Consider the following 18,645-nt stretch of genomic DNA (forward strand, 5'->3'; position numbering starts at 1 on the left):
CCGCCGTCGAGGCCCGCGTCCGCCAGGTCTGCGTCCGTCAGGTCCCGGGCGCGATCGCCTGCAGGCCGGCCTGCAGCGGCTCCGGTCCCTGGGGCCGCACCACGCGGTCCACCTCCTTGCCGTCGCGCAGGAAGACGAGGGTCGGCCAGAGCTTCACGCCGAAGCTGCGGCCCAGTCGCTGGCCCGGTCCGTCCTCGACCTTGACGTGGGCCACATCGTCCCGGCCCTCCAGCGCGGCCTGGATGAGCGGCTGCGCCCCCTGGCAGTGGCCGCACCAGGGCGTTCCGAACTCCAGCACCGTGGCGCCGGTCAGGCGGTCCACGTCTTCGCGGGCGGGGGGCTGTTCGAGGTGGCGGGCGCAATAGGTCATGGCGATGGGGTCCTTGTCATGTTGTTATGGGCAGGGCTTGGGTTGGGCTAGCGGGGTTGGCGGGAGAGCCTGTTTTTCAGCATAGGCCTGTGCCCGCAGGCACGGCATCCGGCGCATGCGCCGCCAGGCTGTGGGACCGGACTGGCAGGCGTTTCACAGCGCGCCATCGAACATCATCACGTCCACGGTCTCCCCCGCGGCCACCGGCCCCCGGGGCGGGTGCAGCACGATGAGGCCGTTGGCCTGCACCATCGAATGGAGCAGGCCCGAGCCCTGGTGGCCGGTGGTGCGGACCTGCAGCGATCCATCCGGCGCGGTGCTGACGATGCCGCGCTGGTATTCGGTGCGGCCGGCCTTCTTGCGCAGGGGCTCGGTGCTGACCGCACGCAGCAGCGGCGGGGCCGCGCGGGTGCAGCCCATGGCGCGCAGCAGCGCAGGCCGCACGAACGCCAGGAAGGCCACCATCACGGCGACGGGATTGCCGGGCAGGCCGAACCAGAGGGTCCCGTTGGTTGAAACGGGTTTGCTATTATTTTCATAGCTATATGCCCTAGTACTGATTGTGCTGAAGGCCATTTCGGCATCTGCTCCTGAGGCGTGCTCGCTGCGCAGCCGCCCCACCGCCATCGGCCGGCCGGGCCGCATGGCGACTTGCCAGAACGCCACGTCGCCCAGCCGCTGCACCGCAGAGCGCAGGTGGTCCGCATCGCCTTCGCTCACGCCCCCGCTGGTGATGACGGCATCCGCCTGCTGCCCTGCCTGGCGCAGCGCGGCTTCGAGTTGAGCGGGCGAATCGGGCACCACGCCCAGGTCGATCGGCTCCACGCCCAGCCGGGCGAGCAGGCCGATGAGGGCGTAGCGGTTGCTGTCGTACACCGCGCCCTCGCGCGGAGCGTCGCCCGGGCCCAGCAACTCGTCGCCGGTCGAAAAGCACGCCACGCGCAGGCGGCGGAACACGGTGACCGTGGGCAGCCCCAGGCTGGCCACCAGGCCGAGCGCGGCGGGGGTGAGCCGCTCGCCACGGGCCAGCGCCACGCCGCCCCGCACCAGGTCTTCGCCCGCGCGGCGCCGGTGGTCGCCGGGCCGCACCGCGCCGGCAGCGAGGTGCACGGTGTCGCCCTGCAGGGTGGCCAGCTCTTGCGGCACCACCGTGTCCAGCCCTGGCGGCATGACGGCGCCCGTCATGATGCGAACGCATTCCCCGGGTGCGGCATGGCCCGCCCAGGGCCGGCCGGCCAGGGCGGTGCCTGCCACCCGCAGCGACAGCGGCTGGCCGGCGCGCAATGCCGAGCCGTCGAACGCATAGCCGTCCATGGCCGAGTTGTCGTGCGGCGGCACGCTGATGGGCGAGACAAGGTCGCAGGCCAGCACCCGGTCGAGCGCCGCGGACAGCGCCACGGTTTCGGTGCCGGCCACCGGCTGCACCAGTTGTTCGAGGAAGGCGGTGACGGCCTCGGCACCCAGGGCGTGGGCGTCGTAGCCGGGCAGGCCGGCGGCGATCTGTGCAAGGGTCTTCATGCGGCAGAAAAAAGAGGGGAGGCCGGCAGCCACCGCACCATGTGCAGCTTGTCGTGCCCGATGCCCTGGATGACCACCGCGCGCGGCAGCAGGCCCCAGGCGCGAAAGCCCGCGCGCTCGTACAGGCGCACGACGTGGGTGTTGGCGGCGGTGACGGTGAGCACCAGCTGTTCCAGCCCGGCCACCTGTTCGGCGAGCTGCACGCAGGCCTGCACCAGTGCGCGCCCGACGCCGCCACGCTGCGCGTGCGGCGCCACCATCATGCCGACCACGCTGGCGCAGTGGCGCTGCTGAAGGCGAGCCTCGCGCTCGCAGCCGATGCTGCCCAGCAACTGGCCGTCCGCGGCGAACGCCCCGAGGAAGAAGGTGCCCGTGGCGGGCGCGCCGAAGCGCTCGGCATACGACTGGGCCGGGCGCAGCACCGCGCTGGCGTGGTCGGAAGTGAAGGCCTCGGGCGCGCAGCGCAGCGCCTCGTCGCGCAAGGCCTTGTAGGCGTGCAGGTGCGCGGGGCCGAGCACGTCGATCCGGAAGGGGTCAGGGGTCATTGGGCGAGCGCGCGTTCGAGCGCGTGCAGTTCGGCCAGGGTGTTGGCGTTGCAAAAGCCGAGCGGGTCGTCGCCGGGCTGATCGAAGGCGGCCACCGCGCACCGGTGCTGGGCGATCCAGGCGCCGATCTTGCGGCCGCCGCCCGCCATGAATTGCGCGAGCGACTCCTGCAGCGAGGCCCGCAGGAGACAGAACACCGGCTGCGTGCGCAGGGGCGCGGCTGTATGGTGGGCATCGGCTGCTGTCGGCCCATCGGCTTGCGGCGCGGCGGCGATGGCTAGATCCGCAGGACTGCCCGCCGTGTCCATGGCCCAGGCCGCGGCCATCAGGCGCCGGGCCAGATCGGGCGGAAACAGCGGCGTGTCGCAGGGCACGGTGAGCAGCCAGGGGGTTTCGCAGCGCGACAGGCCGGCCAGAAAACCCGCCAGCGGCCCGGCGTGGCCGGGCTCGGCATCGGTCACGACCGGGACGCCGAAGGTGGCGTAGCGGTCGAGGTGGCGGTTGGCGCTGACCAGCCGCGGGCCGACCTGGGACTGCAGCCGCTGCAGCGCATGCAGCGCCAGCGGAACGCCCTGGAAGGGTTGCAGGCCCTTGTCCTGCCCGCCCATGCGCGTGCCCTGGCCGCCGGCCAGCACCAGCCCGGTGATGCGGGTGGCGTCATCCATGCGTCAGCCGCCGATGTAGCTCATTTCCACCCGCCGCGCGCCCTGGCCGGTGTCCGCAGGCAGGCTGCTGCGCAGTTCGGAATAGCGGTCGCCGCGGCCGTTCCAGATGCCGGCGATGGCGGCGGCGATGTCGGCATCGGTGGCGCCGCCGCGCAGCAGGCTGCGCAGGTCCCAGCCCTGGGTGGCGAACAGGCACAGGTAGAGGCTGCCTTCCATCGACAGGCGGGCGCGGTTGCAGTCGCCGCAAAACGCTTGCGTGACGCTGCCGATCACGCCCACCTCGCCCAGCGCCGGGTCGTGGCGCCCGGTGGCATCCGCGTAGCCCCAGCGGCGCGCGGTTTCCCCGGGGGCCTGTTCGGGCAGGGGCACCAGGGGCAGGTGGGCCTGCAGCCGCTCGATCACGTCGGCGGATGGCAGCACCTCGTCCATTCGCCAGCCGTTGGTGGCGCCCACGTCCATGTATTCGATGAAGCGCAGCGTCACGCCCGTGCCGCGAAAGTGCCGCGCCATGGGCACGATCTCGTGGTCGTTGGTGCCGCGCTTGACCACCATGTTGACCTTGATGCGCGCGAACCCCGCGGCCTGTGCCGCGTCGATGCCGGCCAGCACCTCGGCCACCGGAAAGTCCACATCGTTCATGTGCCGGAACACCGCGTCCTGCAGGCTGTCCAGGCTCACCGTGAGGCGGTTCAGCCCGGCGTCCTTCAGCGCCTGGGCCTTGCGCGCGAGCAGCGAGCCGTTGGTGGTCAGCGTGAGGTCGGGCGCCGTGCCGTCCGGCATGCGCAGCTGCGCCAGCATGCCGACGAGGTTTTCGAGGTGCTTGCGCAGCAGCGGCTCGCCGCCGGTGAGCCGGATCTTGCGCACGCCGTGGTCGACGAAGCTGCGGGCCAGGCGGGTGATTTCCTCGAAGCTGAGCAGCGCGCTGTGCGGCAGGTAGGGGTAGTCCTTGTCGAACACCTCCTTGGGCATGCAGTACGCGCAGCGGAAGTTGCAGCGGTCGGTCACGCTGATGCGCAGGTCCCGCAGCGGGCGACCGAGCGTGTCGGTCAGCCATCCCGATGCAATCCCGGCCAGGCCCTGCGGCACGGCGGGGCGCAGCGCAGCGATGCGCTGGTCCACCAGGGGGATGACACGTTCAGCCATGGGCGGATTTTGCCGCATGGGGTGCGGTAGGGTTATCGGCGCAATGGGCCGCGCCGCTGTCGGCCGGCAGCGATCAGACGCAGCGGGCGCCATCCACCTCAATGCACACGCCGCTCACGAAGGCCGCTTCGTCGCTGGCCAGGTACAGCGCCGCGTTGGCCACGTCGAGCGCGGTGGAAAAACGCCCCAGCGGAATCGAGGCGAGGAATTTGGCGCGGCGCGCGTCGTCCACCGGCCCGCCGGCGAACTCGGCGGCCAGGCCCGTGTCGGGGTTGAACACCGGGTTGATGCAGTTCACGCGGATGTTGTCGGGACCCAGTTCGGCCGCCATCGACTTGCTGGTGGTGATGACCGCGCCCTTCGACCCGTTGTACCAGGTGAGGCCCGGGCGGGGCCGCAGGCCGGCGGTGGAGGCGATGTTGATGAAGCTGCCGCCCGCCGTGCCCGGGTTGGCGCGCATGGCCGGCACGGCGTGGATGGCCGAGAGGTAGAGGCTTTTGACGTTGATGGCATACACCTTGTCGAACTCTTCCTCGCTCACCTCCAGCATGGGGCGGTTGCGGTGCGTCCAGCCGGCGTTGTTTACGACCACGTCGAGCCGGCCATGAAGGCGCACGGCCTCGTCCACCAGGGCTTTCATGTCGCTAGAGCGGGTGACGTCGGCGGCGAAGAAGTCCGCCGTGCCGCCCGCCGCGCGGATCTCGGCCGCCACGCGCTGGCCCCCGGTGGCCTGGATGTCGTTGACGATGACCCGGCCGCCCTCGGCCGCGAGCCGCTTGGCGATGCCTTCGCCGATGCCGTTGCCGGCGCCGGTGACGATGATGGATTTGCCTTGCACGCGCATGAAGCCTCCGATGGCGCTATGTTCTCGATAGCTGCCTGCGCAATTTTCACCAGGGCGGTGGCGGGATTCCGTTGGATGGACTCTCGCGGCCGGTGGCCGTTGGCTGCGCGGGCGGCCAAGGCAGTGTAGCCACCGCTTTCCCGCCCGGCGTGCCCGGCACTGCCCCCTGCGCGACAGGGTGGCTCGCCTGCCGGCGCGCCCAGAAGGCGGCACCGGGCCAGCGCGTTTCCATCGCGTAGAAGCCCTGCAACTGCTTGCGGTACACCCGGTGGATGTCCCGCAGGTGGTCGGCATAGCGCTGCGGCGCCAGCAGGTCGCCCGCCCCGTACGCCAGCACCGCCTGTGCCGCGCGCATGCCGGTGTAGAGCGCGTTGCCGATGCCCTTGGACGACAGCGGGTCGAAGGCGAGGGCGGCGTCGCCCACTGCCAGCCAGCGCTCGCCGGCCGCACGGTCGAGTTCGGCGCTGCAGGCATCGGCGCCCTGCACCGCGCCGTGGGGGCGATAGCCGTGCTCGGCGCACAGCGCGCCCAGGTGGGTGGTGTGCTGCAGGTGCTGCCACAGGCCGTCGTCGTCCAGCAGGGTGCGGCGGTCCAGCAGGTCGGCATCGCCCAGGAAGGCCACCACGCGTTCGCCACTGGGCAGCAGCACGCTGTACCACCAGCCGTCTTCGACCGCCTCGACCCAGGTGCGGCCGTCCAGGTCGGTGCGGCTGTCGGTGCGCAGGCGCTGGTAGAAGGCCAGCAGCCGGTCGTAGTGGCGGCGGCGCGCGCCGAGCCGACAGGCCTGGGTCGCCATGCGGCCGCTGGCGTCGATCAGCCAGCGTGCCGTCACGTGCGACAGGGATTCGCCCGCGCGGCGCAGCTGCAGCCGGTGCAGGGGGCCGGATACCTCCTGTGGGTCCGCCGAGGCGGTGCCGGTGCTGCCGGCGGGGTCGGCGCCTTGCGCATCGTCGCACTGCAGGTGGGTGGAAAGCGCGACCGTGCAGCCCGCCTCGCTGGCGGCCGCCCGCAGCGTGGCGTCGAAGCGCACGCGGTCCAGTTGCAAACCATTGCCATGCAGCTGGCGCAGGGTGTCGTTGGCGTGGCCGGCCAGCCCGCCCCAGTAGGCCAGCGTGCCGTAGCTGGGGCGGTGGCCGTCCGCCAGCACGCGGTCGAGCACGCCGAGTTCCCCCAGCAGGCTGCGCACGGGCGGCGGCAGGCCCTCGCCGATGCGAAAGGCCCGCTCGCCGCCGCCATCGGCCAGCAGCACGCGCAGCCCGGCGCGGGCCAGGAGAATGGCGCAGGCCGCGCCGGCGGGGCCGCCGCCGGCGATGGCCACGTCGAACGCCTGCCCGGTTTCCAGGCGGGGCACGCGCTCAGCCGCCCGGCGGCCGGCGGCGCACCGGCAGCGGCGCGTTCTGCGCTTCGGCGTGCGAGCCGAAATTGGCGCCGTGCGGCAGCGGGCGTGCCTTCGGGTGGATGGGGGCGGTGGCATCGGCCGCGTCGCCCTCAATGGCGGCGGCGCCCAGCAGTCGGGTCTGCGCGGCCAGCGCGGCGTCGCTGAGGCTGGCGGCATCGGCGGCCGCAACATCGGGGCCGTACGACGCCACCATCATCTGCGCCGGGAAGGCCGGGTCGTCCGGCACACCAGGGCGCACCTCCACGAGGCCCATCGATCCGAAGATGCGCACCATTTCTTCCATCTGCCCCGCCGTGGTGCCGTGCAGCGGCTTGTTCCAACTGGTGCGGTTGGAGAACGCCTCGATGCGCCGGGCCATGGGCTGCTGCGGGTCCACGACGATGGCGTAGTCCTCGGCTGTCAGCACGTGGTTGGGCACGCGGGCCGGCCAGAAGGTGGGCGCGAACGGGTCGTAGGCGGTGTCGTACCCTGCACGGCAGTAGGCCGTGTCGGCCTGCCAGGGCAGGCCCATCCAGCGGTTGATGTCGCCGGGCCCCTGGGCATACAGCGGTCCCTGGGCCGACAGCGCGGTGGCCTGGTCGAGCGTGGGGCCGTAGCTCGGCCCGGCCGTGCCCGCCGGGCGCTCGCGGATGCGGAACGGGCGGCGGTACAGCGTCAGGTGGCGCATGGGCCAGGTCATCTCGCAGCCGGGGTGGAAGGCGTCGGCCAGGCAGAACTCCAGCGCCGCCTGGTCCAGCGTGGCGGGCTGCTGCGCGAGCGGCACCGCGTCGATGCTGGCCGGCAGCTGGCGGCCGGCATCCCAGTCGGAGACGAAGTCGCCCTGCACCCAGCGCGCCAGCACATTGCTCTGCGTCTGGCTGATGCTGGCGTTCTGGCGCGGGCTCTGGCCTGCGGGCACCGTCATCGCATCGCCGTACAGCCAGGGCCAGGGCATCTGGTTGCCGTCCGGTGGGCTGGGGGGGCGGAAGCTGTTGAACACCTGCCGGCGCAGTTCGGCGTTGGGGTCGTAGCCGCCTGCAGGGGGCAGGGCGGAGAGCCGCTCGATCAGCGCGGCGTTCTCGAAATCGTACTGCCCCTGGTGGCCGAACAGGGTGGCGAAGCCCTGGTTCACCCATTGCAGGCCCGATAGGCGCTGCAGGATGGGGTACACGTCGTCGGCGAACGAGATCGTGGCCGGCGCGGGCAGCCAGCCGGCCTGCACGTACAGGTCCTGCAGCAGGTCGTACAGCGTTCGCTGGGTCTTGACCTGCGGTGCGTAGTTGGGCGGGGCGGTCACCACCCAGGCGGATTCCACCGGGATGTCCTGGCCCTCGATGCGCACCGTGGCCGAGACCGGGCCGTCGCAGGTGTCGTCGTACCAGCCGTCGGCGTTGATGAACGAGTCGCCGTCCGCGGGGTTGAAGATCGGGCTGCCCGTGGGCGAGGCCGAGACGCCGTGGCCGGGCAGGAACACCAGCCGGCCGCTGGCGTCGGTCTGCAGCTCGCCGATCTTGACCGGCACGCCGGTGAACTGCCCGGTGCAGGGCACCGGCGCCGCGTTGCGGCCGGCGATGCGCTGCACGCCCGCGTCGATGACCAGCGTGTCGCGCGCGGCGTTCTTGGCATTGCGCAGCGGTAACTGGGTTTTGGCCGCCTCCGGAATGTCGAGCGCGATCTGCCACTGGTACCAGGCCGCCTTGCTGTTGGCGACGTGCACGGACCATTCGATGTCGGCCCAGTCGGCGGTCAGCTCGCGCACCACGTCGCCCGCGGCGTTGTAGCCGTAGATGCGGAACTGCGCGGCCTCGCGCTTGAGCGCGCCGGTGGCATCGCGGTAAAAACCCTGGGGCTGCGGCGGCGGGTTCACCACCTGCGGGCCCAGGTAGAACGCTGTCTCGCTGTTGCCCACCCGGGCGATGCCGATGGCCGGGTGGATGGCGGCGCGCACGATGCGCGTGTCCTTCGCGGCGGGGTAGTCCACGCCGGGCGCGTACTGCGCCGGACGGGGCACCACGGGCTCGCCCAGCGGCACGCCGTTCACGTTGCGGCGGTTTTCGGACGAGGCCCGGTACACGGCCTTGCGCGCCTCGGCGATGCTGCCCATGGGCATGTGCTCGGGCAGGGCATGCCAGGGGTTGTAGGCCAGGTTTTCGCCGTAGCCCGACTGGCCGCGGGCGTCCAGGTCCTGCTGGGGCAGCTCCAGGATGCCGACTTCGATCGGCATGCTGGCCTGCTCGCTCCAGCGCACCGTGGCGGCGTCGAGCGGCATGTCGTGGTCGTTGGTCTGGAACTGCACCAGGAAGCGAAAGCGCGCCGGGCCCTTGCGCAGGCGGGCATGCAGGTCGGCCCGCAGGTAGAACGGGTCGTCGAAGTCCGGCGGCGCGTCGGCCGGCGGCGCCTGCACCGGCTCGATCTTGTATTTGACGAAGCGGCCCTGGCCGAAGCAGGAGGGCAGCACGCTCCAGTAGTCGGTGGCCAGCACGGAGTCCACCGTCTTTTCCATGTCGTTCAGGATCTGCGCGGTGACGGGATGTGCCTTCAGGTAGGCATCGCCCCGGCCGTGCAGCGATTCGCAGGTGAACTCGCACATGTCCCGCGCGGTGTCGGTGAAGAACACGTCGTGGTTCTGCAGGATGAAGTCCTGCGTGGTGGCGTCCTGATCGGGCTCCAGCAGCTTGCGCCCCTGCACCCCGAAAAGCTTGATCGCGATGCCCGTGGTGCCCTTGAGATCGGGGTTGCCGGGCTGCACGTCGGCCGAGAAGCGCACCCACACCGGGTACTGCGGCGCCTGTCCGAATACGCCGACCCGCAGCTCGGGCGGCAGGTTCGGATCGATGGTGAACTGGCCATGCGCCACGCCGTGCAGTCGCAGGAACACGGGCCGCGTGGCCGGGTCGCGGCCCGCCGCCATGCCCTTGCCCTGGAAATAGTCCACGAACAGCTGTTTGAGCCCGGCCACCGGATCGCTGTCGCAGCAGCAGGGGCTGGGCGGCAAGGTCGGGGGCAAGGTGATGGGTGTGCCGGCGCAGGTGCTGGTGGCGGCCGACGGCGCGGGTGGAACTGACGTGCTTTTCATCGCAACCCTCCTTTGTTTTATGGATCGTCCTGGACGATGTAACGCTCCCTCCCGAAAAGGCCGGCGTGAACGCCGTGCGCTTTGGGACCCGAACATTCTGCGGGGGAATGGCAGGAGGAATATTCAGGGTTTCCACCCGGTGGAAAAAGAGCGACACCACGGCGTGGCTTGCATGGCAGGCGCAAATCCCACAAAACCCTGCGCAAAACCGTGCCATCATTTTGGCGAATGAAAATAATTATCATTTCGAAAACCAGGGTTTTCTGGGCGGGCCGCCGTCCAGAGCCCGTTCCCAGGTCGCCCGGTCACCCGTTTCCGCTCCCTTTTTAGAAAGTGAAAACCATGCCCCATACGCTTCCCGCTCTGCCCTATGCCTACGACGCGCTCGAACCCCACATCGATGCGCAGACCATGGAAATCCACCACACCAAGCACCACCAGACCTACGTCAACAACCTGAATGCCGCGCTGGAAGGCACGCCGCAGGCCGACCTGTCCATCGAGGCGCTGGTGGCCCAGGTGCAGACGCTGCCCGAGAAGCTGCAGGCGCCCGTGCGCAACAACGGTGGCGGGCATGCCAACCACAGCCTGTTCTGGACCGTGATGGCACCGGCGGGCCAGGGCGGCGGCGGGCAGCCCTCCGGCGCGCTGGCGCAGGCCATCGATGCGGAGCTGGGCGGGTTCGACGCCTTCAAGGAGGCCTTCACCAAGGCCGCGCTCACGCGCTTCGGCAGCGGCTGGGCCTGGCTCTCCGTCACGCCCGGCGGCCAGCTTGCGGTGGAGAGCAGCGGCAACCAGGACAGCCCGCTCATGGCAGGCCTGCTGTCGGGCAACACGCCCATCCTGGGCCTGGACGTGTGGGAGCACGCCTACTACCTGAAGTACCAAAACCGCCGCCCGGAATACATCGCCGCGTTCTATAACGTCGTGGACTGGGCCGAAGTGGCCCGCCGCTACGCGAAGGCCCGCGGTTGACGCCCGGGGACGGCCGCAGCGATTCTTCGTTCTGACGGCGCTCCCCGTTTCCGACCCATCGATCCACCCTCCGACCAGGGCCTTGCACATGAACGCTGACGACACACTCACCGGACGCACCGGCTGGCGCATGCGCAGATGGCTGGGAGTGGCCATCGTGCTGGCCGGCGTCCTGGTGCTGGGCCGGCAGTTCTTCCAATTCCTGGCCGACAACCCGCGCGTGGAGCAGGCCTGGCACGGGGGGCTGGTGGCGGCCCTGGCGACCGCGCTGGGCACGCTGCCGGTGGTGTTCTCGCAGCGGCTGTCCGAGCGGGTGCAGGACACGCTGTTCGGCTTCGGCGCCGGGGTGATGCTGGCGGCCTGCTCGTTCTCGCTCATCATTCCCGGCATTGCCGCGGCCCAGTCGGCGGGCGCGGGGGCCTGGGGCGCGGGCGGCATCATCGGCGCCTCGATCCTGCTGGGCGGCCTCGCGCTGCTGGTCATGGAACGGCTGCTGCCGCACGAGCATTTCATCAAGGGCGTGGAGGGCGGCCCGTCGCCGCGCACGCTGCGGCGCACCTGGCTGTTCGTCTTCGCGATCGCGCTGCACAACCTGCCCGAGGGCCTGGCCATCGGCGTGGCCTACGGCGGGGCCGATGCGCTGCGCGCTGGCACGCTCACGGCCGGCATCGCCATCCAGGACGTTCCAGAGGGGCTGGTGGTGGCCGTGGCCCTGCTGGCCGCCGGCTACAAGCGCTGGCTGGCCGTGGCGCTGGGCATGGCCTCGGGCCTGGTGGAGCCGCTGGGCGCGGTGCTGGGCGCCACGGTGATCGGCTTTTCCGCCAACCTGCTGCCGTGGGGCCTCGGCTTTGCGGCCGGTGCGATGCTGTTCGTCATCAGCCACGAGATCATTCCCGAGTCGCACCGCAAGGGACACGAAGCCTGGGCCACGGGCGGGCTGATGATCGGCTTCGTGATCATGATGATCCTGGACACCGCGCTGGGCTGACCCCGAGGGATTGAAGCCAAAAAGGCCTCCAGCGCAATATCCACTAGGGCATTGTGCTATTGATTTGGTAGCAATTGCTACCCGTGGCGGATCGCCACCGTCTTGAGGGTGGTGAAGCCGTACAGCGCCTCGAAGCCCTTTTCGCGCCCGTGGCCGCTCGATTTCACGCCACCGAAGGGCAGTTCCACCCCGCCGCCCGCGCCGTAGTTGTTGATGAAGACCTGGCCGCTGGCGATGCGCCTCGCCATGCGGAACTGGCGGGCGCCGTCGCGCGTCCACACACCCGCCACCAGGCCGAAGCGCGTGGCGTTGGCCAGCTCCACCGCGTGGTCCTCGTCCTCGAAGGCCATGGCCGAGAGCACCGGGCCGAACACCTCTTCCTGCGCCAGGCGGTGGTCCACCGGCACGTCGCGCAGCAGCGTGGGGGCCTGGTAGAAGCCGGTCTCGGGCGCCTCGTCCACCACCGTGCCCTGCGCCACCAGCGGGATGCCGGCCACCTGGGCATCGGAGAGGAAGTCCCACACGCGCTGCTGCTGGCTCTGGCGGATGAGTGGGCCCACGTCCAGGTCCATCGCCGCGGGGCCCACGCGCAGGGCCTCGAAGGCACGGCCCAGTCGCTCCAGCAGCGGCTCGTAGATGAGCGAGTCGATCATCACGCGCGAGCCGGCCGAGCAGGTCTGCCCGGCGTTCTGCACGATGGCGTTGATGACCACCGGCACCGCCGCATCCAGGTCGGCGTCGGCGAAGATCACCTGCGGGCTCTTGCCGCCCAGCTCCAGCGTGACGGGGCAGTGCCGCTCCGCCGCCGCCTGCTGGATCAGCGTGCCGATGCGCGGGCTGCCGGTGAAGCTGATGTGGTCGATGCCCGGGTGGCGGGCCAGCGCGTCGCCCGCCTCGTGGCCGTAGCCGGTGACGATGTTGATGGCCCCCGCCGGAAAGCCCGCCTGCGTGGCCAGCTGTGCCACGCGCAGCAGCGAAAGGCAGGCGTCCTCGGCCGGCTTGACCACGCACACGTTGCCCGCCGCCAGCGCGCCGCCCACGCAGCGCCCGAAGATCTGCATCGGGTAGTTCCACGGCACGATGTGCCCGGTCACGCCGTGCGGCTCGCGCCAGGTGAGCACGCTGTAGCCGTCCAGGTAGGGCAGGGTCTCGCCGTGCAGCTTGTCGCAGGCGCCGGCATAGAACTCGAAGTAGCGCGCCAGCGCCTGCGCATCGGCCCGGGCCTGCCTGGTGGGCTTGCCGCAGTCGCGCTGCTCGATGGCGGCCAGTTCCTCGGCATGCTCGGACACCAGCACCGACAGCCGCATCAGCAGGCGGCCCCGCTCGGCCGGCGCCAGCTTGCGCCACACGGCCTCGTGGCACTGTCGCGCCGCGTGGACCGCCGCGTCGATGTCCTCCTCGGTGCCGCGCTGGATCTCGTCGAAGGGCTGGCCGTCGGAGGGGTCGATCACGGCGATGGTGCGGCCGGAGGACGAGGCCACGGGCGCGTTGGCGATGTAGTGGAGCTGCATGGGCGGATTGTGCGCCAGCAGGGCCCGGGCGGCGCCCGCGAAGCCCGCAGGCTGGCAGCGGTCGAGGGGCCTGCGCTCAGCCGCCCGCCGCGCGCAGCGCCGGCAGGTCGCACACCTCGATCTCCCCGCGGTGCACCTGCAGCAGGCCGCGCGCCTGCAGGTCTTTCAGGATCTGGTTGATGGTCTGGCGCGACAGCGCCAGCATCAGCGACAGCTCCTCCTGCGACAGGGCGATCACGCGCCGCGACCGGCCCGCGTCCGTCCATTGGCCGTAGCCTTCGGCCATCAGCGCCAGCCGCCGCGCCACCCGCTGCGGTGCGGGCAGCAGGGCCATCTCTTCCATGGCGACCAGCGCGGTGCGCAGCTTGTCGGTCAACAGCAGGGCCAGCGCATGCCAGTGCTGCGGATTCCGCGCCAGGTAGGCCAGCAGCGGCTCCTGGGGCACGTGCAGCAGCGTGGCCTGGGTGGCGGCGTGCGCATCGTGCGTGCGCACCGAGCCGTCGAACAGCGCGATCTCGCCGAACCAGGCCGGCGCCTCCAGCCGCGTGAGCAGCGAGGCGCGCGCCTTGTCGCTCTGGCCGCCCACGCCCGAGATGTCGATGGCGCCGCGCACCACGGCGTAGAGCCCGCACGGTGCGTCGCCGCGCAGAAACAGGGCCTGCGCCGGGGCCAGCGACCGCAGCTCGGCCCGCGCCATCAGGGCCTGCGCCAGATCGGCGGGCAGCGCGGCGAACCAGCGGCCGGAGCGCAGGGTGGGCAGGTGGTCGGCGGGGGAGGTCATGAAAGAGGAGGAGGGCGGTGCCCGGAGCGTGTTCGCGGCCCCCAGCCGTGGCCCGTTGTGTCGGCTGGCCGACAGACGCCCTGGCCGCACTGGCGCGATTATTCCGTGCAGCGACGACGCACAGACCCCGGAGACACCCTATGAAAACCCTGATCGACCACCTGTCGGGCTATGCCGACTACCACCGCGACCCGCGCAACATCCAGACCCATTTCATCGGCGTGCCCATGATCATGCTGGCCGTGACGGTGCTGCTGTCTCGCCCCGCAGCGATGCTGGGCGGGCTGCCCGTGTCGCTCGCGCTGCTGGCGGCGCTGGCCGCGTGCGTCTTCTATTTTCGGCTCGATGCGCGCTACGGCGTGACCATGGCGCTCGTGCTTGCCGCCATGCTGGCCGTGGGCCAATGGCTGGCCGCGCAATCCACGGCGCTGTGGCTGGGCGCGGGGCTCGGTCTGTTCGTGGTGGGCTGGGTCATCCAGTTCGTGGGCCACTACTACGAAGGCCGCAAGCCGGCATTCGTGGACGACCTGGCGGGCCTGATCGTCGGGCCGCTGTTCGTGGCGGCCGAACTGGGCTTTGCGATGGGCTTGCGGCGTGAGGTGCAGGCGGCCATCGAGGCGCGCTCGGGCCCGGTGCGTTTGCGCCCGCACGGGCAAGGCACCGCTGCCTGACGCGCCGTTGGGGTTTCTTTTTATGCAAGGTTGTGATTCTCTATTTGTTGGGCATACGCCATGCCCAAGTAAAAAATAGAAGCACTAATGCATTTTTAGAGAAATTGCCAATTGATTTCAATGGCGTTTGGGTTTTGTTGCGCTGAATGGCATAAAGGTGTAACTGAGTGAAATTGCTCCAGTCATTGGTTGCGCCTCGCATAGGCTACGGGCCTTTCCAAAACCTGCGCGCAACCATGAATCGTCCAGAAACCAAAAATCTTTCCAACATCTCTGGCTCTTTCGGAATTTCCAAAACCACCACCAAGGTATTCGGGGTCATCGCCCTGTGCGTTTTATCGGCCTGCGGAGGCGGAGGGGGTGGCGACAGCAGCACCGGCACCACGGGTGGCACCACCCCCGTGACGCCCGCCCCAGGCGATACGGCACCCGCAACGCCCACCACCCCTTCGACCGTCGCCAGCGATTGCGGCGAGGACGGCCATGTCCTCACGGTGGCCGGCAATACCGCCCAGATCGACGCCAACGTGTATTACACCGACGGCACCACGGTCATTTCCACCCAGCAACGCAAATTCGCCACGTCGAATGGCGCGAGCTTTCGCGGCAGGACCGGGCTATTCCTGGTGAACCAGGTCAATACCACCACTTACAGCAACGCCGCCGTTAATGGATCCTTCGGCGGCAGCGTCATGACCACGACCGAAAACAATTATTCGAGCGTCGTCAGTGACGTGCGGCAGACCTACGGTTTGACCGTCTCCAATCTCTTTCAGGGTACGACCACCACGGCCAGCAGCTATTTCACGCCCTACGCCTATACGGGTGCGCCGCTGAACCCCGCCTTGGACACAGCCTACTCGGCCAGTTATTCCACCACGACGGAAAGCGGCGGGACCACGCAGCCCGCGCTGGCGCAGACCAGCATCACCACCTATTCGACAGAGTCGGTCAGCGTGCTGGCCGGGACGTTTCCCGCCTGCAAGGTCAAGATCGAGGTGACCGGCGGCGCGACGACGGCCAACGTCAGCTACACCTGGCTGGTCGCCTCGGGCCGGTACAAGGGTCTGGTCGTGCGCACGGCCAATGCCAGCGGCGTCAAGACGTCGGAGGCGACGCGCCTGCTGGTGAACGGGCAATAGGCCCCAAGCCGTTGGGCTCCAGGCCGCTTCCCAGCCGGGGCGGGCTCACCCTCCGTGAAACCGCACCACCAGCGGCACGATCAGCAGCGCCACGATGTTGATGATCTTGATGAGCGGGTTCACCGCCGGGCCGGCGGTGTCCTTGTAGGGGTCGCCCACGGTGTCGCCGGTGACGGCGGCCTTGTGCGCCTCGCTGCCCTTGCCGCCGTGGTGGCCGTCCTCGATGTATTTCTTGGCGTTGTCCCAGGCGCCGCCGCCGGTGCACATGCTGATCGCCACGAACAGGCCGGTCACGATGGTGCCCATCAGCAGCCCGCCCAGCGCCTTCGGCCCCAGCAGCAGGCCCACGGCGATGGGCACCACCACCGGCAGCAGGCTGGGGACCACCATCTCCTTGATGGCGGCGGTGGTCAGCATGTCCACCGCCTTGCCGTATTCGGGCTTGCCCGTGCCATCCATGATGCCGGGGATGGTCTGGAATTGGCGGCGCACCTCGACCACCACCGCGCCCGCCGCGCGGCCCACGGCCTCCATCGCCATGGCGCCGAACAGGTAGGGGATGAGCCCGCCGATGAACAGGCCCACGATCACCATCGGGTCCGACAGGTCGAAGCGGATGGCCTGGCCATAGGCCGAGAGCTTGTGCGTGTAGTCGGCGAACAGCACCAGCGCCGCCAGCCCTGCCGAGCCGATGGCGTAGCCCTTGGTGACGGCCTTGGTGGTATTGCCCACGGCGTCCAGCGGGTCGGTGATCTCGCGCACGCTGGCGGGCATTTCGGCCATCTCGGCGATGCCGCCGGCGTTGTCGGTGATGGGGCCGTAGGCATCCAGCGCCACGACGATGCCCGCCATGCTGAGCATGGCCGTGGCCGCCACCGCAACGCCGTACAGGCCCGCGAGCGCATACGACACCAGGATGGCCAGGCACACGCACAGCACCGGCCAGGCGGTCGAGCGCATCGATACGCCCAGCCCCGCGATGATGTTGGTACCGTGCCCCGTGGTGGAGGCCTGTGCGATGTGCTGCACGGGCGAATACTGCGTGCCGGTGTAGAACTCGGTGATCCACACCAGCGCGGCCGTGAGCACCAGGCCCGTCGCGCAGGCGCCGAAGAGCCGCATCTGGCTGCCGCTGGCCGCGATGGCGTTGTCCGGCACCAGCCACGCCGTGACGAACCAGAACGCGATGAGCGAGATCACGCCCGCGATCGCCAGGCCCTTGTACAGCGCCGGCATGACGTTCTTCATGCCGGGCGAGGCCTTGACGAAGAAGCAGCCCACGATGGACGCGAGGATGGACACCGCCCCCAGCGCCAGCGGGTAGGTCACCGCGGCCACCGGCGCGGCCGCCACCATGAGGGCGCCCAGCACCATGGTGGCAATCAGCGTGACGGCGTAGGTCTCGAACAGGTCGGCGGCCATGCCGGCGCAGTCACCCACGTTGTCGCCCACGTTGTCGGCGATCACGGCGGGGTTGCGCGGGTCGTCCTCGGGAATGCCGGCCTCCACCTTGCCCACCAGGTCGGCCCCCACGTCCGCGCCCTTGGTGAAGATCCCGCCGCCCAGCCGCGCGAAGATCGAGATCAGCGAGGAGCCGAAGGCAAAGCCGATCAGCGGGTTGAGCAGCGCTGACAGATCGGCGGTGGCGGTGAACTGCCCGCGCCCCACCAGCAGCCAGCAAAAGCCGGTCACGCCCAAAAGCCCCAGGCCCACCACCAGCATGCCGGTGATGGCCCCGCCGCGAAAGGCCACATCCAGCGCCGGGCCCATGCCCTGCGTGGCGGCCTGGGCGGTGCGCACGTTGGCGCGCACCGACACGTTCATGCCGATGAAGCCGCAGGCGCCCGACAGCACCGCGCCGGCCACGAAGCCGCCGGCCGTCATGGCATCGAGGAACAGGCCGATGAGCACGGCCAGCACCACGCCCACGATGGCGATGGTGCGGTACTGGCGCGCCAGGTAGGCGGCCGCGCCGGCCTGGATGGCGCCGGCGATCTCCTGCATGCGGGGGTTGCCCGGGTCTCTGGACAAGATCCAGTGGCGGGCCCAGAGGCCGTAGGCCACCGCGATCAATCCGCAGACCAGGGCCAGTATCAGGGGAGGGTTCAACGCTGCCGGGTTCGCCATGCTCTTTCTCCTTGGGGTGTCGATTGCACGGAAAGGAAACACAACGCATCGGTGGTGCTTCCGCTGCGTTGCTTCCTCGTGCCCCGGGGCTTGCGTGCGAGCAGGCGGAGACGATTGGCCAACGGACCCAATTTACTGCCAAGGGCGCGTGCGGGCAAGCACAGCCGGGCGTGCGCCTAAAATCGCGCCACCCCCGGCCCGGCGCGGGCTGGTCCCGCGGCCGCCGGAGCCCATCACCTCCTCAACCTTCAGAGATCCATGTCCCTCAACAACGTCACCCCCGGCAAGAACACCCCTGAAACCTTCAATGTGGTCATCGAGATTCCCATGGACTCGGACCCCATCAAGTACGAGGTGGACAAGGAATCGGGCGCCATCTTCGTGGACCGTTTCATGACCACGGCCATGTACTACCCCTCCAACTACGGCTACGTGCCGCAAACGCTGAGCGGCGACGGCGACCCGGTGGACGTGCTGGTGATCACCCCCTATCCGCTGCTGCCCGGCGTGGTCGTGCCCTGCCGCGCGCTCGGCATCCTGAAGATGGAAGACGAAGCGGGCGTTGATGGCAAGGTGCTGGCCGTGCCCACCACCAAGGTCCTCAAGATGTACGAGAACTGGAAGACCGTGGACGACGTGAACCCGATGCGCCTGAAGGCCATCAGCCACTTCTTCGAGCACTACAAGGACCTGGAAGAAGGCAAGTGGGTCAAGGTGCTGGGCTGGGAAGGCATCGAGGCGGCCCACCAGGAAATCGTGGAAGGCCTGGCCAACTACAAGAAGTGAGAGAGGGCGCTTCCCTTTCGCTCCTTTTCCCCAGGTTCCTCAGTTCCGGCCGCCACCCTGGTGCCCGGGGCCGAAACTTCCAAAAGCCTGCCGGCCTGCGTGCCCGCAGGCTTTTTTCATGGGGC

At 69.8% G+C, this 18,645-nt stretch carries 16 protein-coding genes; 5 read left to right on the top strand and 11 right to left on the bottom strand.

Features of this window, described 5'->3' with window-relative positions:
• Positions 1–37: 37 nt before the first annotated feature.
• From AVKW3434_RS01725 to AVKW3434_RS01760, 8 genes are all read right to left on the bottom strand, one after another.
• Positions 38–370, bottom strand: coding sequence for a thioredoxin family protein (locus AVKW3434_RS01725; RefSeq protein WP_284403835.1), 333 nt, complete (start codon positions 368–370; stop codon positions 38–40).
• Positions 371–523: 153 nt separating this feature from the next.
• Entirely contained in the window at positions 524–1,888 is a 1,365-nt protein-coding gene (moeA, locus tag AVKW3434_RS01730) for a molybdopterin molybdotransferase MoeA (RefSeq protein ID WP_284403837.1), read from the bottom strand.
• Complete coding sequence (locus tag AVKW3434_RS01735; protein ID WP_284403839.1) at positions 1,885–2,433, bottom strand: GNAT family N-acetyltransferase; 549 nt, start codon at positions 2,431–2,433, stop codon at positions 1,885–1,887. The genes moeA and AVKW3434_RS01735 overlap by 4 nt, the downstream gene beginning before the upstream one ends.
• Complete coding sequence (gene mobA / locus AVKW3434_RS01740; protein WP_284403841.1) at positions 2,430–3,098, bottom strand: molybdenum cofactor guanylyltransferase MobA; 669 nt, start codon at positions 3,096–3,098, stop codon at positions 2,430–2,432. Before mobA ends, AVKW3434_RS01735 begins: the two co-directional genes overlap by 4 nt.
• Before the next feature lie 3 nt (positions 3,099–3,101).
• Positions 3,102–4,241, bottom strand: a complete 1,140-nt coding sequence (moaA, locus tag AVKW3434_RS01745) for a GTP 3',8-cyclase MoaA (protein WP_284403843.1) — start codon at positions 4,239–4,241, stop codon at positions 3,102–3,104.
• A gap of 73 nt (positions 4,242–4,314) precedes the next feature.
• Positions 4,315–5,085 (bottom strand): SDR family oxidoreductase, encoded by a 771-nt coding sequence (locus AVKW3434_RS01750; RefSeq protein WP_284400872.1) that lies wholly within the window; start codon positions 5,083–5,085, stop codon positions 4,315–4,317.
• 46 nt (positions 5,086–5,131) lie between these two features.
• Positions 5,132–6,436 carry an FAD-dependent monooxygenase gene (locus AVKW3434_RS01755; protein WP_284403845.1) on the bottom strand — a complete coding sequence of 435 codons (1,305 nt, stop codon included), beginning with the start codon at positions 6,434–6,436 and terminating at the stop codon, positions 5,132–5,134.
• 4 nt (positions 6,437–6,440) lie between these two features.
• Positions 6,441–9,539: a LodA/GoxA family CTQ-dependent oxidase gene (locus tag AVKW3434_RS01760; protein WP_284403847.1), complete on the bottom strand. Its 3,099-nt coding sequence runs from the start codon at positions 9,537–9,539 to the stop codon at positions 6,441–6,443.
• A 342-nt stretch (positions 9,540–9,881) separates the two neighbouring features.
• Here AVKW3434_RS01760 and AVKW3434_RS01765 point away from each other — a divergent pair, with 342 nt between their 5' ends.
• Both AVKW3434_RS01765 and AVKW3434_RS01770 read left to right on the top strand, forming a co-directional pair.
• On the top strand, positions 9,882–10,514 hold the full coding sequence (locus AVKW3434_RS01765; RefSeq protein ID WP_284400868.1) for a superoxide dismutase: 633 nt from the start codon (positions 9,882–9,884) through the stop codon (positions 10,512–10,514).
• A gap of 88 nt (positions 10,515–10,602) precedes the next feature.
• Complete coding sequence (locus AVKW3434_RS01770; RefSeq protein WP_284403849.1) at positions 10,603–11,502, top strand: ZIP family metal transporter; 900 nt, start codon at positions 10,603–10,605, stop codon at positions 11,500–11,502.
• 77 nt (positions 11,503–11,579) lie between these two features.
• Here AVKW3434_RS01770 and AVKW3434_RS01775 read toward each other — a convergent pair whose 3' ends face one another.
• Complete coding sequence (locus AVKW3434_RS01775; RefSeq protein WP_284403851.1) at positions 11,580–13,013, bottom strand: aldehyde dehydrogenase family protein; 1,434 nt, start codon at positions 13,011–13,013, stop codon at positions 11,580–11,582.
• A 76-nt stretch (positions 13,014–13,089) separates the two neighbouring features.
• On the bottom strand, positions 13,090–13,794 hold the full coding sequence (locus AVKW3434_RS01780) for a Crp/Fnr family transcriptional regulator (protein ID WP_284400860.1): 705 nt from the start codon (positions 13,792–13,794) through the stop codon (positions 13,090–13,092).
• Between the two features lie 140 nt (positions 13,795–13,934).
• Here AVKW3434_RS01780 and AVKW3434_RS01785 point away from each other — a divergent pair, with 140 nt between their 5' ends.
• Both AVKW3434_RS01785 and AVKW3434_RS01790 read left to right on the top strand, forming a co-directional pair.
• Entirely contained in the window at positions 13,935–14,465 is a 531-nt protein-coding gene (locus tag AVKW3434_RS01785) for an Mpo1 family 2-hydroxy fatty acid dioxygenase (RefSeq protein ID WP_284403853.1), read from the top strand.
• Positions 14,466–14,701: 236 nt separating this feature from the next.
• Positions 14,702–15,607, top strand: a complete 906-nt coding sequence (locus tag AVKW3434_RS01790; protein WP_284403854.1) for a hypothetical protein — start codon at positions 14,702–14,704, stop codon at positions 15,605–15,607.
• A 45-nt stretch (positions 15,608–15,652) separates the two neighbouring features.
• On the opposite strand, the gene AVKW3434_RS01795 is transcribed toward AVKW3434_RS01790, so the two are convergent.
• The gene (locus AVKW3434_RS01795) at positions 15,653–17,734 is read right to left on the bottom strand and encodes a sodium-translocating pyrophosphatase (RefSeq protein ID WP_284403856.1); all 2,082 of its coding nucleotides are present in this window, start codon (positions 17,732–17,734) and stop codon (positions 15,653–15,655) included.
• A 258-nt stretch (positions 17,735–17,992) separates the two neighbouring features.
• Here AVKW3434_RS01795 and ppa point away from each other — a divergent pair, with 258 nt between their 5' ends.
• Positions 17,993–18,520 carry an inorganic diphosphatase gene (gene ppa / locus AVKW3434_RS01800; protein ID WP_272569020.1) on the top strand — a complete coding sequence of 176 codons (528 nt, stop codon included), beginning with the start codon at positions 17,993–17,995 and terminating at the stop codon, positions 18,518–18,520.
• Positions 18,521–18,645: the final 125 nt, after the last annotated feature.

The sequence above is a fragment of the Acidovorax sp. SUPP3434 genome (genome assembly GCF_030159015.1).
Classification (GTDB): Bacteria; Pseudomonadota; Gammaproteobacteria; order Burkholderiales; family Burkholderiaceae_C; genus Paracidovorax.

Excerpts from the sequence above, each read along its gene's own strand:
- moaA (WP_284403843.1), bottom strand. The coding sequence starts at position 4,241 with ATGGCTGAACGTGTCATCCCCCTGGTGGACCAGCGCATCGCTGCGCTG.
- AVKW3434_RS01735 (WP_284403839.1), bottom strand. The coding sequence starts at position 2,433 with ATGACCCCTGACCCCTTCCGGATCGACGTGCTCGGCCCCGCGCACCTG.
- AVKW3434_RS01785 (WP_284403853.1), top strand. The coding sequence starts at position 13,935 with ATGAAAACCCTGATCGACCACCTGTCGGGCTATGCCGACTACCACCGC.
- AVKW3434_RS01790 (WP_284403854.1), top strand. The coding sequence starts at position 14,702 with ATGAATCGTCCAGAAACCAAAAATCTTTCCAACATCTCTGGCTCTTTC.
- AVKW3434_RS01770 (WP_284403849.1), top strand. The coding sequence starts at position 10,603 with ATGAACGCTGACGACACACTCACCGGACGCACCGGCTGGCGCATGCGC.
- mobA (WP_284403841.1), bottom strand. The coding sequence starts at position 3,098 with ATGGATGACGCCACCCGCATCACCGGGCTGGTGCTGGCCGGCGGCCAG.
- AVKW3434_RS01760 (WP_284403847.1), bottom strand. The coding sequence starts at position 9,539 with ATGAAAAGCACGTCAGTTCCACCCGCGCCGTCGGCCGCCACCAGCACC.
- ppa (WP_272569020.1), top strand. The coding sequence starts at position 17,993 with ATGTCCCTCAACAACGTCACCCCCGGCAAGAACACCCCTGAAACCTTC.
- moeA (WP_284403837.1), bottom strand. The coding sequence starts at position 1,888 with ATGAAGACCCTTGCACAGATCGCCGCCGGCCTGCCCGGCTACGACGCC.
- AVKW3434_RS01780 (WP_284400860.1), bottom strand. The coding sequence starts at position 13,794 with ATGACCTCCCCCGCCGACCACCTGCCCACCCTGCGCTCCGGCCGCTGG.
- AVKW3434_RS01795 (WP_284403856.1), bottom strand. The coding sequence starts at position 17,734 with ATGGCGAACCCGGCAGCGTTGAACCCTCCCCTGATACTGGCCCTGGTC.
- AVKW3434_RS01765 (WP_284400868.1), top strand. The coding sequence starts at position 9,882 with ATGCCCCATACGCTTCCCGCTCTGCCCTATGCCTACGACGCGCTCGAA.
- AVKW3434_RS01775 (WP_284403851.1), bottom strand. The coding sequence starts at position 13,013 with ATGCAGCTCCACTACATCGCCAACGCGCCCGTGGCCTCGTCCTCCGGC.
- AVKW3434_RS01725 (WP_284403835.1), bottom strand. The coding sequence starts at position 370 with ATGACCTATTGCGCCCGCCACCTCGAACAGCCCCCCGCCCGCGAAGAC.
- AVKW3434_RS01750 (WP_284400872.1), bottom strand. The coding sequence starts at position 5,085 with ATGCGCGTGCAAGGCAAATCCATCATCGTCACCGGCGCCGGCAACGGC.